The 15,335-nt window shown below is 71.0% G+C and carries 12 protein-coding genes; all 12 read right to left on the bottom strand.

Annotation, left to right across the window (positions count from 1 at the left end):
- Positions 1-417: 417 nt before the first annotated feature.
- The 12 genes from tyrS to ACO0E1_RS15630 all read right to left on the bottom strand — a co-directional run bounded on the left by tyrS (position 418) and on the right by ACO0E1_RS15630 (position 15,281).
- On the bottom strand, positions 418-1,734 hold the full coding sequence (gene tyrS / locus ACO0E1_RS15575; RefSeq protein ID WP_422875005.1) for a tyrosine--tRNA ligase: 1,317 nt from the start codon (positions 1,732-1,734) through the stop codon (positions 418-420).
- 61 nt (positions 1,735-1,795) lie between these two features.
- On the bottom strand, positions 1,796-2,458 hold the full coding sequence (locus tag ACO0E1_RS15580) for a DNA-3-methyladenine glycosylase (protein ID WP_422875006.1): 663 nt from the start codon (positions 2,456-2,458) through the stop codon (positions 1,796-1,798).
- Complete coding sequence (gene argH, locus ACO0E1_RS15585; protein WP_422875007.1) at positions 2,455-3,900, bottom strand: argininosuccinate lyase; 1,446 nt, start codon at positions 3,898-3,900, stop codon at positions 2,455-2,457. The genes ACO0E1_RS15580 and argH overlap by 4 nt, the downstream gene beginning before the upstream one ends.
- Before the next feature lie 63 nt (positions 3,901-3,963).
- Complete coding sequence (locus ACO0E1_RS15590) at positions 3,964-5,151, bottom strand: argininosuccinate synthase (RefSeq protein ID WP_422875008.1); 1,188 nt, start codon at positions 5,149-5,151, stop codon at positions 3,964-3,966.
- An 8-nt stretch (positions 5,152-5,159) separates the two neighbouring features.
- Complete coding sequence (gene argF, locus ACO0E1_RS15595) at positions 5,160-6,182, bottom strand: ornithine carbamoyltransferase (RefSeq protein ID WP_422875009.1); 1,023 nt, start codon at positions 6,180-6,182, stop codon at positions 5,160-5,162.
- Positions 6,179-7,405, bottom strand: a complete 1,227-nt coding sequence (locus tag ACO0E1_RS15600) for an acetylornithine transaminase (RefSeq protein WP_422875010.1) — start codon at positions 7,403-7,405, stop codon at positions 6,179-6,181. Before ACO0E1_RS15600 ends, argF begins: the two co-directional genes overlap by 4 nt.
- A complete protein-coding gene (argB, locus tag ACO0E1_RS15605; protein WP_422875011.1) occupies positions 7,402-8,409 on the bottom strand; it encodes an acetylglutamate kinase in 1,008 nt (335 codons plus the stop codon). The genes ACO0E1_RS15600 and argB overlap by 4 nt, the downstream gene beginning before the upstream one ends.
- Complete coding sequence (gene argJ, locus ACO0E1_RS15610) at positions 8,409-9,641, bottom strand: bifunctional glutamate N-acetyltransferase/amino-acid acetyltransferase ArgJ (protein ID WP_422875012.1); 1,233 nt, start codon at positions 9,639-9,641, stop codon at positions 8,409-8,411. The genes argB and argJ overlap by 1 nt, the downstream gene beginning before the upstream one ends.
- Positions 9,638-10,735 carry an N-acetyl-gamma-glutamyl-phosphate reductase gene (locus ACO0E1_RS15615; RefSeq protein ID WP_422875013.1) on the bottom strand — a complete coding sequence of 366 codons (1,098 nt, stop codon included), beginning with the start codon at positions 10,733-10,735 and terminating at the stop codon, positions 9,638-9,640. The genes argJ and ACO0E1_RS15615 overlap by 4 nt, the downstream gene beginning before the upstream one ends.
- Before the next feature lie 76 nt (positions 10,736-10,811).
- On the bottom strand, positions 10,812-13,304 hold the full coding sequence (gene pheT / locus ACO0E1_RS15620; RefSeq protein ID WP_422875014.1) for a phenylalanine--tRNA ligase subunit beta: 2,493 nt from the start codon (positions 13,302-13,304) through the stop codon (positions 10,812-10,814).
- Positions 13,304-14,344, bottom strand: coding sequence for a phenylalanine--tRNA ligase subunit alpha (pheS, locus tag ACO0E1_RS15625; RefSeq protein WP_413600983.1), 1,041 nt, complete (start codon positions 14,342-14,344; stop codon positions 13,304-13,306). Before pheS ends, pheT begins: the two co-directional genes overlap by 1 nt.
- Before the next feature lie 88 nt (positions 14,345-14,432).
- Positions 14,433-15,281 (bottom strand): TrmH family RNA methyltransferase, encoded by an 849-nt coding sequence (locus ACO0E1_RS15630; protein ID WP_422875015.1) that lies wholly within the window; start codon positions 15,279-15,281, stop codon positions 14,433-14,435.
- Positions 15,282-15,335 lie beyond the last annotated feature (54 nt).

Below are 15,335 nucleotides of genomic sequence, written 5' to 3' on the forward strand. Positions count from 1 at the left end.
CTGTTGAGTTCTCAAGGACCAGACGCACTCCCCGCTCGACCCCGAAAGAGGTTCCGCCAGAGAGGCATTCGTTCTTGGTTTGACCACCGGTGTCGTCGGACTCGAAGTCCAGTGGGCTCATCCCCGAGGGGAGAGAACCGGTGGAGTAGTCATCCTAGGCGTCGAAGCCGTCCAGCGCAAGGCCGGAGCTGAACTTCAGTGGAGGATGGTCCCGCTTGAGGGCCGACGTGCTCTGGGCTTTCGCTCCAGCCGCTCCGCCGCACCTTTGGGGTGACGAGTAAGAACTATACGCAGCGCTGGACGGGTGCGCCAAGACGGGCCACATCCCGGGCGTGTCGCATCGTGCAACACGGCACCCGGGACGCACGAAAGCCCGGTCCCACACTGGTGGGACCGGGCTTCTGCGCGAACGGTGGATCAGCTGACGAGGGTCACGCCGGCGAGGGTCTTCTTGCCACGACGGAGCACGAGCACTCCCCCGGGCAGGGCGAGCTCGGACAGCGGGGCCGCCGGGTCCTCCGCTCGGGCGTTGTTCACGTAGACGCCGCCCTGGTCGATCGCGCGGCGGGCTTCGCCGAGGGACTTCACCAGCTCGGTCTCGACGAGCGCCTTCGCCAGATCGGCTTCCGGTGCGAGCGAGATCGACCCGGGGAGTTCCGCGATGGCGGACCGGAGCGTGGGTTCGTCCAGCGCCTCGAGGTCACCGTTGCCGAACAGCGCTGCCGAGGCATCGATCGCCGCCTGCGTCGCCGGGACACCGTGCACGATCGACGTCACCTCGAACGCCAGGGTCCGCTGGGCCTCACGCCGGAATGGTTCATCGGCCACCGCCTGCTCGAGCCGTTCGATCTCGGCCCTGGTCAGGAAGGTGAACTCCCGGAGCCGTGCGATCACGTCCGCATCCGCCGTGTTGAGCCAGAACTGGTAGAGCGCGTACGGCGAGGTCATGTCGGCGTCGAGCCAGATGGCGTTGCCCTCGCTCTTGCCGAACTTCGTGCCGTCGGAGTTCGTGATGAGGGGCGTCCCCATCGCGTGCACCGTGGCACCTTCGGCTCGACGGATGAGCTCCGTCCCCGAGGTCAGGTTGCCCCACTGGTCGGAGCCGCCCGTCTGCAGCGTGCAGCCGTACTGCCGGAACAGCTCGCGGTAGTCCATCCCCTGCAGGATCTGGTAGCTGAACTCCGTGTAGCTGATCCCGGCGTCCGAGTTGAGCCGGGCAGCGACCGCGTCCTTCTTGAGCATCGAGTTGACGCGGAAGTACTTCCCGATGTCGCGGAGGAAGTCGATCGCGGACATCGGCGACGTCCAGTCGAGGTTGTTCACGAGGCGCACGCCGTTGTCGCCATCCGGGCTGAGGAACCGCGACACCTGCTCCTGCAAGCGGGACACCCACTCGGACACGGTCTCGCGGGTGTTCAGGGTGCGCTCCGCCGTGGGACGCGGATCACCGATCAGGCCGGTCGAACCGCCCACGAGCGCAAGGGGTTTGTGCCCCGCGAGCTGCAGCCGCCGCATCGTCAGCAGCTGGAGCAGGTTGCCGCAGTGCAGTGACGGAGCCGTCGGGTCGAAGCCGCAGTAATAGGTGATCGGCTCGCCGTCGAGGGCCTCTTTGAGTGCGGTCTCGTCGGTCGAGACGTGCACCAGACCACGCCAGCGCAGTTCGTCCCACACCGAGGCGAAGGTGGGGTCGTTCTGCTGGCGCGTCAGGACATCGGGAGCGGTATCACTGGACACCCGGCCATCGTAGCGGCGGCCGGTGACGGACACGGCGCACTGGAGGCTCGGTGCAGGTCCGCTAGTCGAGGGCGCGCTGGTGCCGTCGGTACGTCGAGACCGTCGGCTCGCCGGGCAGCCAGAACCGCCAGGGGAAGGCAGCGCCGCCGGCGACGCCGGCGACCCCGGTCCGCGGACCGCGTGCGATCCCGGGCTCTGCAGCCAGCCACGCGAGGACCGCAGCGGGTCCGTCGGAGGCGAGCCGAGCCTCCAGGCCGGGTGCCAGGGCGAGCACGTACGGGCCGCGACCGTCGGCGACGGAGGTGCCGTCGTCCGCGTCGAGGACCGCACCGATCGCACTGCCGAGGTTGCCGGGTCCACGAGCCAGCTGGACGTCCGAGACCGAGGGGCCCCGCCGTTCGCGGGCGATGTCGACGCCCTCGACCACCTCGGCACCACGGAGGAGCGATCCCGAGGACGTCCCGGCCGGGCCGCTCACCACGTTGACGCACGTGTGGATGCCGTACGACCGGTACGCGTACAGCGTCCCGGGCGGGCCGAACAGATGCCTGTTCCGCTCGGTCAGCCCGCGGTGCCCGTGCGAGCCGGGGTCGGTCGGGCCGGAGTACGCCTCGACCTCGGTGACGCGGATCGTCACGCCCTTGCCCGTGAGCGTCGCACCGAGCAGAGCCGGCGCGCTCACCGGCGCCGGCTCCGCCAGGAGCGCGAGGAGGCCCGCCGTCATCGGGTGAAGGGCGCCCCGCTCGCCAGGTCGTGCACACGCTGCGTCAGACCCGTGAGCTGTTCGGCCACGCGATCGGGGGCGGTCCCGCCGACGCCCGAGCGGGACGACGTGCTGCCTTCGATCGTGAGGACCGCGCGGACTCCAGGGGTGAGGTGCTCGGAGACGGCGAGGTACTCGTCATCGGATGGGTCGTCGAGCTCGATCCCGCGTTCCTCGCAGTACCGGACCAGGGAGCCCGAGATCTCGTGCGCGTCGCGGAACGGGACGCCCTGGCGGACGAGCCACTCGGCGACGTCGGTCGCGAGCGAGAACCCCTGCGGGGCCAGCTCGGCCATGCGGTCGGTGTCGAAGGTCAGCGTCGCGATCATGCCGGTGAACGCCGGCAGCAGGACCTCGAGCGTGGCGACCGAGTCGAAGACGGGCTCCTTGTCCTCCTGCAGGTCGCGGTTGTACGCGAGCGGCAGACCCTTCAGCGTCGTCAGGAGGCCGGTCAGGTTGCCGACGAGCCGGCCGGACTTGCCGCGCGCCAGTTCGGCGATGTCCGGGTTCTTCTTCTGCGGCATGATGCTCGACCCGGTGGAGAACGCGTCGTGCAACCGCACGAAGCCGAACTCCTTCGTGTTCCAGAGGATGACCTCTTCGGCGAGCCGAGAAACGTCGATGCCGATCTGCGCCAGGACGAACGCGAACTCCGCGACGGTGTCGCGGGCAGCGGTGGCGTCGATCGAGTTCTCCGCCGGGCGGTCGAACCCGAGTTCGCGGGCGATCGCCGCGGGGTCGAGTCCGAGCGAGCTGCCGGCGAGGGCGCCGGCGCCGTACGGGCTGACGCTCGCGCGGGTGGACCAGTCGCGGAGTCGCTCGAGGTCGCGCACCAGCGGCCAGGCGTGCGCGAGGAGGTGGTGCGCGAGGAGGACGGGCTGGGCGTGCTGCAGGTGCGTGCGGCCCGGCATGATCGCCGCCGGGTGCTCGCTCGCCTGCTGGCTGATCGCGTCGACCAGGTCGATCACCAGGCGGCCGATGCGGCGCCCGTGGTCGAGCATGTGCATCCGGCCGAGGGTGGCGATCTGGTCGTTCCGGCTGCGACCGGCGCGGAGCTTGCCGCCGAGCTCGGGGCCGAGGTCCGCGATGAGCAGGCGTTCCAGCGCGCCGTGGACGTCCTCGTCGCTGTCGGCGGGCTGCAGCTCGCCCGTGGCGTGGGCGTGCTCCAGGCGGTCGAGGCCCGCGAGCATCTGCTCGAGTTCGTCGGCGGTCAGGTACCCGGCCGTCTGCAGGGCGCGGGCGTGGGCCCGTGAACCGGCGATGTCGTACGGCGCGAGCTGCCAGTCGAAGTGCGTCGACTTCGACAGGGCGGCGAGTTCGGCGCTCGGGCCGTCGGCGAAGCGGGCGCCCCACAGGGCGCCGGTGTTCGTGGCGTCGGTCTTGGCGTTCGTCTGGTCCGTCATGTCGTCTTCCGTTGGGTCAGTTGGCGCGGTCGCGGCGGGTGCGGCGCGGTCGCCGCGCGGTGTTCAGTTGGCGCGGTCGCGGCGGGCCGCGATGCGGCTCGGGAGCGACCAGATGTCGATGAAGCCCTTCGCCTGGTGCCGGTCGAAGGTGTCGCCCGTGTCGTTCGTCGCGAGCTCGAAGTCGTAGAGGCTCTGCTCGGAGCGGCGCCCCGTGACGGTCGCGCGGCCACCGTGGAGCTGCAGTCGGACGTCCCCGGACACGTGCTGCTGGCTGTGGTCGATGAACGCGTCGAGACCCCGCTTGAGGCCCCCGAACCAGAGCCCGTCGTAGACCAGCTCGGCCCAGTCGGCCTCGACCCGACGCTTGTAGCGGGCGACGTCACGTTCGAGGGTCAGGCTCTCGAGTTCCTCGTGCGCGACGATGAGTGCGGTCGCCGCGGGGGCCTCGTACACCTCGCGCGACTTGATGCCCACGAGGCGGTCTTCGAGGACGTCGATGCGACCGACGCCGTGCCGACCGGCCAGCGCGTTCAGTTCCTGGACGATGCGCAGCACGCTGAAGCGCTGGCCGTCGATGGCGACCGGGACGCCCCGCTCGAACGTGATCGTGACCTCGTCCGGGTCCCGCGGGAGCGTCGGGTCCTGCGTGGACGCGTAGAGGTCCTCGGTCGGGGCCGTCCACGGGTCCTCGAGGGAGCCGGCCTCCACCGCGCGACCCCACACGTTCTGGTCGACCGAGTCGCTGCGGTGCCGGATCGGGAGACCGTGCGCTTCTGCGTAGGCGATCGCCTCGTCCCTGGTCAGCGCGAGGTCACGGACCGGGGCGATCGACGTCAGCTCGGGAGCGATCGCGGCCACTGCCGCCTCGAAGCGGACCTGGTCGTTGCCCTTCCCGGAGCAGCCGTGCGCGACGGTGTCCGCCCCGAGCTGCTTCGCCGTGGCTGCGAGGTGCTTCGCGATGAGCGGGCGACTCAGGGCGGAGACCAGTGGGTACCGCTTCTGGTAGAGCGCGTTCGCCTTGATCGCGGGCACGACGTACTCGTCGGCGAACTCGTCCTTCGCGTCGATGACGACGGCCTCCACCGCGCCGCAGTCCAGGGCGCGTTGGCGGACGGTCTGCAGGTCGTCGCCGCCCTGACCGACGTCGACCGTCAGCGCCACCACGTCCTTGCCGGTGGCCTCGCGCAGCCAGCCGATGCCGACGGACGTGTCGAGTCCGCCGGAGTAGGCCAGGACGACGCGGTCAGCCACGGGTGCTCCTAGGCGCCCGTGCTCGCGGCGGGCGCCGTGCTCGCGGCGGGCGCCGTGCTCGCGGCGGTCGCCGTGCTCGCGGCGGTCGCCGGGTTCGCGGCGGTCGCCGTGTTCGCGGCGAGGAGCCAGGCGAGGAGGGCCTTCTGGGCGTGCAGGCGGTTCTCCGCCTCGTCCCAGATGATGCTGCGCGGTCCGTCGATCACGTCGGCGGTGACCTCGTACCCACGGTCGGCCGGCAGGCAGTGCATGAACACGGCGTCGTCCGCGGCGTGCGCCATCATCGCGTCGTCGACGCGGTAGCCGTTGAAGGTGTCGAGACGCTGCTGCTTCTCGTCCTCCTTGCCCATCGACACCCAGGTGTCCGTCACGACGACGTCCGCACCGGCCACGGCGGCGACCGGGTCCGCCACCACGAGCACCGACCCACCGGTCTCGGCAGCCCGGCGTTCGGCGTCCGACACGACGTCAGCGGCCGGCGAGAACGCAGCCGGGGAACCGACACGGACGTGCATGCCCGCGGTCGCCCCGGCGAGCAGGTACGACTGCGCCATGTTGCTCGCGCCGTCGCCGACGAAGGCGACCGTTTGTCCGGCGAGTGCACCGCGGTGCTCACGGATCGTCAGGAGGTCGGCGAGCAGCTGGCACGGGTGGAAGTCGTCGGACAGGGCGTTGACGACGGGGACCGTGGTCCCTTCCGCCATCTCCTCGAGCCCGGCCTGACCGTACGTGCGCCAGACGATGGCCGACACCATGCGCTCGAGCACGCGGGCCGTGTCGGACGGGGTCTCCTTGCCGCCGAGCTGGCTGTTGGCCGTCGAGATGATGAGCGGGCTGCCGCCCAGGTCGCTGATCCCGACGTGGAAGGACACCCGGGTACGCGTCGACGACTTGTCGAAGATCACCGCGACGCTCTGCGGGCCCGCGAGCGGCTTCGCACCCCAGCGGTCGCGCTTCATCCCGACCGCGAGGTCGAGGATGGCGGACTGCTCGGCCTGCGAGAGGTCGTCGTCACGGAGGAAGTGGCGGGTCATGCGGAGGTCTCCTGGTCGGCGCCCTCGACGGCCGCCATGCTCTGGGCGAGGATCGACAGGAACTCGTCGATCTCGGCGTCGGACACGATGAGCGGCGGCGCGATGCGCAGGCTCGCCTCGTTGGGGGCGTTCACGATGAGACCCCGCTCGAGTGCGGCGGCCGAGATGGCGGCGGCGACCGGGCGGTGCAGCCCGACCCCGATGAGCAGGCCGCGACCGCGGATCTCCTCGACCAGCGGCGAGCCGATCGCGGCGATGCCCGCACGGATCCGCTCCCCCTTGACCAGGGCGGCGTCGACCAGGCCGGCGTCCTCGATCTCGCCGAGGACCGCGTTCGCGACACGGGTGCCGAGCGGGTTGCCGCCGAAGGTCGAACCGTGCTGCCCGGCGGAGAAGAGCTCGGATGCGCGACCGAAGGTCACGAGGGCCCCGATCGGGAACCCGCCCGCGATGCCCTTCGCGATGGTGATCGCATCGGGGACGACCCCGAGGTGCTGGAACGCGAACCACGAACCCGTCCGGCCGACACCGGTCTGGATCTCGTCGAGGATCAGCAGCGCACCGTGCTCCTCGGTCAGACGACGAGCGGCGGCGAGGAACCCGTCGGGCAGGTCGACGACGCCGGCCTCGCCCTTGATCGGCTCGAGGATGAGCGCTGCGACGGTGTCGTCGATCGCGTGCTCGAGCGCCTCGATCGTGGTGTCGACGTGGTCGACCCCCGGGATCATCGGCAGGAAGTCCTCCTGCAGGGCGGGCTTGCCGGTGAGCGCGAGCGCACCCATCGTCCGGCCGTGGAACCCCTGCTTGAGCGCGAGGATCCGGGTCTTCCGACCGTCGGCGCCCTTGTTGAGCCGGGCGAGCTTGAACGCTGCCTCGTTCGCTTCTGCACCGGAGTTGCCGAAGTACACGCGGCCCGCGTCACCGGCGCCGGTGATGCGCTTGAGGCGCTCGGCGAGCTCGAGCTGCGGCGGCGTGGCGAAGTAGTTCGAGACGTGCACCAGCTTGGCGGCCTGGTCGGCGATCGCCTCGACGAGCACGGGGTGGGCGTGCCCGAGGGAGTTCACCGCGATGCCGGCGAGGAAGTCGAGGTACTCGTTGCCGTCGACGTCCCACACGCGGCAGCCCTGCCCACGCTCGAGCATGACCTTCGGCGGGGTCAGGGATCGCATCAGCGACGCCCCGAACCGGTCGTTCCAGGTCTCGGTCTGCGTCTCGGTGCTCACCGTGCGTGTCCCTTCGTCGTGTCGTGCGTCACTGCCGGGCCGCGTCGGCCGATCTCGGCGTGGGTGTTCTGGTTCTCGGTTCGTCGGCTCGGGTCCGGGATCACCTCGGTGCCCGCACCACGGAGCGTGAACACCTCGAGGAGGATCGAGTGCGGGATCCGGCCGTCGATGATCGTCGCGCCGCCGACCCCGCCGACCACGGCGTCCAGGCATGCGGTCATCTTCGGGATCATCCCCGACTCGAGCGTCGGCAGCAGCTCGCGGAGTTCCTCGACCGCGATGAGGTCGATGATCGAGTCGCGGTCGGGCCAGTTGCGGTACAGCCCGGGGACGTCGGTCAGCATCATGAGCTTCGACGCGCCGAGGGCGATCGCGAGCGCTGCCGCTGCTGCGTCGGCGTTCACGTTGAGCGCCTGGTCCGGGTGGGCGTCGTCGATCGCGATGCTCGACACGACCGGGATCTGGTTCGCGCGGATCGCGGCGAGCACCCCGGACGGGTCGACGTGCGTGATGTCGCCGACGTGGCCGAGGTCGAAGTGCTCGCCGTCCACGACGACGCCCTTCTTCTCGCCCGTGAACAGCGACCCGCCGTCGCCGAACACCCCGACGCCGATGCCGTCGCCGTGCTCGTTCATCAGGTCGACGATCTCGCGGTTGACCTCTCCGGCGAGGACGTCACGGACGACGGTGATCGCCTCGGTCGTCGTCACGCGGTAGCCACCCCGGAACTCGGACTGGATGCCCTGTTCCTTGAGCGCCGCGGAGATCTGCGGGCCGCCGCCGTGCACGACGACGGGGTGCAGCCCGGCGTAGCGGAGGTAGACCATGTCCTCGGCGAACGCCCGCTTGAGGTCGGCGTTCACCATCGCGTTGCCGCCGAACTTGACGACGACGATCTTGCCCGAGAACCGCTTGAGCCACGGCAGGGACTCGATGAGGGTCGCGGCCTTGACGGTCGCGAGCTCGTGCTCTTCTTCCTTCGAGAGGATGCTGTCGTCGGCCATCAGCTGGAGTACGCGCTGTTCTCGTGGACGTAGTCGTGCGTCAGGTCGTTCGTCAGGATGGTCGCCGCGAACGGTCCCACCCCGAGGTCGATGAGCACGTCGGTGTCACGCGGGGTCAGGTCGACCTCGTCGCTCGGGCGGTCGGGGGCGCCGGCGTGGCAGACCCGGACGCCGTTCATCGAGACGTCGACCGCGTACGGGTCGAACTCGGCGTCGGTCGTGCCGATCGCCGCGAGCACCCGGCCCCAGTTGGGGTCGTTGCCGAACACCGCGGCCTTGAAGAGGTTGTTCCGGGCGACGCTCCGGCCGACCGTGACGGCGTCGTCCTCGCTGGCGGCGCCGACCACGTGGATCGCGATGTCGTGGCTCGCGCCCTCGGCGTCCTGCTGGAGCTGCCGAGCGAGGTCGGCGCAGACCGCGGTCAGGGCTTCCTGGAAGTCGCCGACCTCCGGCGTCACGCCCGAGGCGCCGGACGACATGAGCACGACGGTGTCGTTGGTCGACATGCAGCCGTCGGAGTCGACGCGGTCGAAGGTGACGCGCGTCGCCGCACGGAGCGCCTGGTCGAGTTCCTCGGAGCCGAGGAGCGCGTCGGTCGTGATGACGACGAGCATCGTCGCGAGGCCCGGTGCGAGCATCCCGGCGCCCTTGGCCATGCCGCCGACGGTCCAGCCGTCTTCCGTGGCGACCGCCTGCTTCGCCTTCGTGTCGGTCGTCATGATCGCGGTCGCGGCATCAGGGCCGCCGGTCTCCGTCAGGGCGTCCTTCGTGAGCGCGACACCGTGCAGCACGTGGTCGCGGAACGTCTGGTCACCGACGCCGATCAACCCGGTCGAGCAGACGACGACGTCGCCGGCACCGATCCCGAGCGACTCGCCGACCGCCTCTGCGGTCATGTGGGTGGTCTGGAACCCGAACGGTCCGGTGAAGCAGTTCGCGCCGCCGGAGTTGAGGAAGACCGCCTTCGCGATGCCGTCGCCGACGACCTGGCGGGACCAGATCACCGGGTGGGCCTGCGCGCGGTTGCTGGTGAAGACCGCGGCGACGGCCGATTCCGGCCCGTCGTTCACGACGAGTGCCACGTCCGGCGTCCCGCTCGCCTTGAGTCCGGCGGTCGCGCCGGCGGCGCGGAAGCCGGCAGCAGCGGTCACGCCCTGCAGGTCCGACCCGGCCTGGAGGCTCGGTTCGGCCTGGCCCTGCTTGCTTGCGTCCGACGTGCTTGCGTCCGTCATGGTGCGACTCCGTCCACGCTGAGGCCGAGTGTCTCCGGCAGGCCGAGGGCGATGTTCGCCGACTGCACCGCGGCGCCGCCGGTCCCCTTGGCGAGGTTGTCGAGGACGCTGACCGCGACGACGCGGCCGGCGGCTTCGTCGACGGCGATGCCGACGAGCGCGGTGTTGGCACCGATGGTGTCCGCCACCCGCGGGAACTCGCCATCCGGCAGCAGGTGCACGAAGGGCTCGTCGGCGTACGCCTGCTCCCAGGCGAGGCGGACGTCACGTGCGGTGACGCCGGTCGCGAGCTTGGCGGTCGTCGTCGCGAGGATGCCGCGGGACATCGGCACGAGGACCGGCGTGAACGAGATGGTCACGTCCGAGGCCCCTGCTGCACGCAGGTTCTGCTGGATCTCCGGGATGTGCCGGTGCTTCCCGCCGACGGCGTACGCGCTGGCGGATCCCATGATCTCCGACGCGAGGTAGGTCGTCGCGAGCTTCTTGCCGGCCCCCGACGGCCCGACGCTGAGCACGGCCACGATGTCGTCCGCGTGGACGAGACCGGCCTGGATGCCCGGCTGGATGCCGAGCGTGACCGCGGTGACGTTGCACCCGGGCACGGCGATCCGCTTGGTGTTCGCGAGCTCGACCCGCTGCCGACCCTGCGCGACGATGTCGTCGACGTCGCGCCATTCCTCCGCCGACCCCGGCTTCGGCGCCGCGTGCAGGAGTTCCGGCAGCCCGTACGTCCACGCGCCGAAGTAGTCGCCGCCGTAGAACGCTTCCCAGGCCGCCGGGTCCGTCAGCCGGTGGTCGGCGCCGCAGTCGACGACGAGCGTGTCCGCGTCGAGCTCCGCCGTGATCGCGCCGGACTGTCCGTGCGGCAGCGCCAGGAACACCACGTCGTGCCCGCGGAGGTTCTCCGCCGTCGTCTCGACCAGCGTCAGGTGCGACAGCGAGCGGAGGTGCGGCTGCGTCGCGATGAGCGGCTGTCCGGCGTTCGAGAACGCCGTCACCGTCCTGACGTCGAACTCGGGATGTGCGGAGAGGATGCGCAGCAACTCACCGCCCGCGTAGCCGCTGGCTCCCGCCACGGCGACGGATACGGACATGGGATTCCACCTTAGGTCGGACTGTTCGTCGAGAGATCGGAGGCGGCGGCCCCGGGCGGTGCTGGTCCCAGTGGGATCAGTCGCGCAGGGTCGCCCCGAATCGCTCGCCGGCACGTCGGACGGCGCCGTCACGGGCCTCGGAGGCCTCGGCAGCGGTCAGGGTGCGGTCCGTGGCACGGAAGCGCAGCGCGAACGTCAGGGACTTCTGTCCCTCGTCCACGCCGGAGCCCCGGTAGTCGTCCACGAGGCGAGCATACTCCAAGAGCTCTCCGGCACCAGTCCGGACGACGTCGAGCACATCGCCCGCCGGCACGTCGATGCCGACCACCAACGAGAGGTCCTGGGTCGCCGCCGGGTACGTCACGATCGGTGCGACGGCGGGGATCTCGGGCACGGCCGCGACGAGTGCGTCGAGGTCGAGCTCGACGACCGCGACGACCCGGGGCAGGTCTGCTGCGGCGGTCAGCTCGGGCAGGAGCTCCCCCGCGACGCCGACGACGACGTCCCCGACGAGGAGCGACGCCGCTCGGCCGGGGTGCAACGACGGGTGGGTGGTCTGGGCCACCGTGAGCTCGGTGCCGGCCGCCCACGCCGCGGTGCGTGCGACGTCGAGGGCGTCCGCGATGCCGAACGGCTCCGGCTGGACGCCGGGCTGCTTGACGACGCGGTTCCCGGTGAGGAGCGCTGACACGTGGAACGGCTGCGCCGGCAGTGCGGCGTCGAGCGCGCCGAGGGTCTCCGCACCGGGGTGCGCGGCGCCCGCCGGGACCGAGGGGGTGCCGAGCTCGGCGCCGTCCGCCGGCAGGAACACACGTGAGGTCTCGTACACGGCGACGTCGACGAGCCCGCGCGACACGTTGCGGCGGGCCACGTCCACGAGGGCGGGCAGACCGCTCCGGCGGAGGAGGCTCTGCTCGCTGTCGAGGGCGTTCGCGAGGACCACGCTCGGTCCGCCGGCCGGGTCGATCCCCGGGTAGGCGGCAGTCGTCGCGGCGGAGACGAACGGTGCCGTGACGACCTCGACGAGGCCGTCGGCAGCGAGGGCTGCGGCGACGCGACGGAGTGCCTTCTGGTGCGTCGTGAGGCCACGCCCGGGGGGGGCGACGGGCAGGACGCTCGGGATGCGGTCGTACCCGACGATGCGAGCGACCTCTTCCACCAGCGTGGTGTCGTCGGTGAGGTCCGGGCGCCAGGTGGGTGCCGTGACGACGAGCTGCTCGCCGTCGGCCTCCACCGAGGCGCCGATCGCACGCAGCGTGTCGATGACCTCGGCGTCGGTGTAGGTGACGCCGATGAGTTCCTCGGCGCGCGCGAGTCGCATCGTGATCGGCTGGCGCGCGGCGTCGTCGACGAGCGTCGATCCGAGGGCGTCCGCCGTGCCGCCGGCGACCTCGACGAGGAGCTCGACCGCACGGTTGGCAGCGGCCTCGGCGACGAGCGGATCGACACCGCGCTCGAACCGACGGGACGCCTCGCTCGGGAGCTTGTGGCGACGCGCGGTGCGTGCGATCGAGACCTGGTCGAAGCCGGCTGCCTCGATCAGGACGTCGGTTGTCGACGCCGTGATCTCGGTGCGGGCGCCGCCCATCACCCCGGCGAGGCCGACGGGGCCCTGGTCGTCGGTGATGACGAGGTCTTCCGGGTCGAGCTTCCTGGTGACGTCGTCGAGCGTGGTCAGGGTCTCCCCCGCGGCCGCGCGACGGACGCCGAGCCCGCCGACGACCGTCGACAGGTCGTACCCGTGCAGCGGCTGGCCGAGCTCGAACATGACGTAGTTCGTGATGTCGACGGGCAGCGAGATCGAGCGCACCCCGGCGAGTGCCAGACGTGACACCATCCAGGCCGGTGTCGGTCGGGTGGCGTCGACGCCGCGGACCACCCGGGTCACGAACGTGCTCGCACCGACGCGGCCGCGGATCGGGGCGTCGTCGGAGATCGACACCGTGAAACCCTCGCCGCTACGGGGAGCGACGCGGTCGACCGGGTCGTGGAACGAGGCACCGGTGGCGTGCGCGTACTCACGTGCGACCCCGCGCATGCTCAGGGCGTACCCGCGATCCGGCGTCACGTTGATCTCGACGGCGGCGTCGTCGAGGCCGAGCAGCGCGATCGCGTCCTGCCCGACCTGCGGCTCCATCCCGAGGTCGGCGAAACGCAGGATGCCGTCGTGCTCGTCGCCGAGTCCGAGTTCGCGCGCCGAGGCGATCATGCCGTCGGACACGTGGCCGTAGGTCTTGCGCGCGGCGATCGGGAACGGTCCGGGGAGCACGGCTCCGGGGAGCGTGACGACGACGAGGTCGCCCACGTCGAAGTTGTGCGCGCCGCAGACGATGCCACGGGGCTCGGCCTCGCCGACGTCCACCTGGCACCAGTTGATGGTCTTGCCGTTCTTCTGCGGCTCCGGGACGCGCTCGAGCACCCGACCGACCACGACGGGTCCGGTCAGGTCGAACGTGTGGACCGCTTCTTCTTCGAAGCCGACCGACACGAGCGCCGCGTGGACGTGCTCGAGGGTGACGTCCTCGGGGAGGTCGACCGACTCACCGAGCCAGCGGAGTGGGACGCGCATCAGACCACCGTTCCGAACTGCTGCGAGAAGCGGAGGTCGCCCTCGAGGAAGTCACGCATGTCGTTCAGGCCGTTGCGGAACTGCAGGGTCCGCTCGATGCCCATGCCGAAGGCGAAGCCCTGGTACTCGTCGGGGTCGATGCCGGCGGAGCGCAGGACGTTGGGGTTGACCATGCCGCAGCCGCCCCACTCGACCCACCGTGCGCCACCCTTGGCGTTCGGCTGCCAGACGTCCATCTCGGCGGACGGCTCGGTGAACGGGAAGTAGTTCGGACGCAGACGGATCTGTGCCTCGGCGCCGAACACCTGGCGCGCGAAGTGCTCCAGCGTGCCACGGAGGTGCGCCATCGTCAGGCCCTTGTCGATCGCGATGCCCTCGACCTGGGTGAACACGGGCAGGTGTGTCGCGTCGAGCTCGTCCGCGCGGTACACGCGCCCGGGAGCGATGACGTAGAGCGGCAGTTCGCGCGACAGCAACGACCGCACCTGCACCGGAGAGGTGTGCGTGCGCATCACGAGGTGCCGGTCGACGGGCTCGACGAAGATCGTGTCGGCCATGGCCCGCGCGGGGTGGTCCTCGTCGAAGTTCAGCGCGTCGAAGTTGAACCACTCGTGCTCGAGCTCCGGGCCCTCTGCGACTTCCCACCCCATGCCGACGAAGATGTCCGCGACGGCTTCGTTGAGGAGCGAGAGCGGGTGACGGGAGCCCGGTGTGCGGGTCGACGGCAGCGCGGTCACGTCGACGCGTTCGGCCTCGAGCCGCGCGCGCTCTTCGGCTTCGGCGAGCACGGACTCCTGCTCGGCGACGGCACCGTTCACACGGCCCCGCGCCTGCCCGACGAGCTTGCCGGCCTGGGCCTTCTGCTCCGGCGGCACACTGCGCATCGAGGCGTTCATGCGCGCGAGCACGGACTGTTCGCCCGTGTGCTCGGCCCTGGCCTGCTTCAGTTCGGCGACCGTCGTCGCGGCGCGGACTGCGGCGAGGGCCGCGTCGACCGCGTCGGCGACCGCCGATTCGCTGATCTCGAGAGGTTCTGACACAGCAACCGATCCTACCGGCCCCTGGGATACCGCCGTTCTGTCGTGCACGGGCCGTGAACAGAACGGCGGCCAGAGCGACTGAGGAGGACTAGGCCGTCCGGAGCGCGAACGCCGACTCGTACAGGCAGACCGACGCCGCGGTGGCGAGGTTCATCGACTCGGCCGCACCGTAGATCGGGACCTTGACGGCCCGGTCGACGAGCGCCAGGTCCTCGGCGGTGAGTCCGCGGGCCTCGTTCCCGAAGACCCAGGCGGTCGGTCCGTCCAGCAACCCCTCCGCGCGGACCTGCGGGAGGTCGTCACCCGAGACGTCGGCGGCCAGGATCGTGTACCCGAGCGCACGAGCACGGGACACGGCGTCGACGAGCGAGACACCGACCGACACCGGCACGTGGAAGAGGGAACCGGTCGTCGAGCGGACCACCTTCGGGTTGTACGGGTCGACGCTGCGGCCGGTCAGGACGACCGCGTCGGCGCCGGCGGAGTCGGCGGCGCGGATGATGGTGCCGGCGTTCCCCGGGTCCCGCACCTCTTCGAGGATCGCGACCAGTCCCGGCAACGGACGGTTCGTGGCGGGGTCGACCCGAGCCTCCAGTCCGGTCGCACCGGGGTCGGGGAAGACCTGCCGGACCGACGTCGGGAACTGCTGGCAGACCGCGACGACGCCCTGCGGGGTGACCGTGTCGGCCATCGCGGCGAGCACCTGCTCGGTGACGAACCAGGTGTCCACCGGCGCGTCGTGCAGGTCGTACCGCTCGGCCGCTGTGGGGGTGACGTAGAGCTCGCGGAGGAGCTCCGGCGCGTACTCGATCGCTTCGCGGACGGCCTGCGGCCCCTCGAGCAGGAACAGGCCCGTCTCGGCACGCTGGTCCTTCTTGGACAGGGCGGCGACGGCCTTGACGCGGCCGGCACGGGGGTTCTCGAGGAGATCAGTCACGCCACAAGTGTCGCAGCATGCACGAAGCCCCCGTTCCGCGGACGGAACGGGGGC

The organism is Curtobacterium guangdongense, assembly GCF_049341845.1.
Lineage (GTDB): Bacteria > Actinomycetota > Actinomycetes > Actinomycetales > Microbacteriaceae > Curtobacterium > Curtobacterium guangdongense.

Bases quoted from the DNA above. Each gene is read 5' to 3' on its own strand.
- ACO0E1_RS15580 (WP_422875006.1), bottom strand. From the start codon at position 2,458: ATGACGGCGGGCCTCCTCGCGCTCCTGGCGGAGCCGGCGCCGGTGAGC.
- argH (WP_422875007.1), bottom strand. From the start codon at position 3,900: ATGACGGACCAGACGAACGCCAAGACCGACGCCACGAACACCGGCGCC.
- argF (WP_422875009.1), bottom strand. From the start codon at position 6,182: ATGACCCGCCACTTCCTCCGTGACGACGACCTCTCGCAGGCCGAGCAG.
- argB (WP_422875011.1), bottom strand. From the start codon at position 8,409: ATGGCCGACGACAGCATCCTCTCGAAGGAAGAAGAGCACGAGCTCGCG.
- argJ (WP_422875012.1), bottom strand. From the start codon at position 9,641: ATGACGGACGCAAGCACGTCGGACGCAAGCAAGCAGGGCCAGGCCGAA.
- ACO0E1_RS15615 (WP_422875013.1), bottom strand. From the start codon at position 10,735: ATGTCCGTATCCGTCGCCGTGGCGGGAGCCAGCGGCTACGCGGGCGGT.
- pheT (WP_422875014.1), bottom strand. From the start codon at position 13,304: ATGCGCGTCCCACTCCGCTGGCTCGGTGAGTCGGTCGACCTCCCCGAG.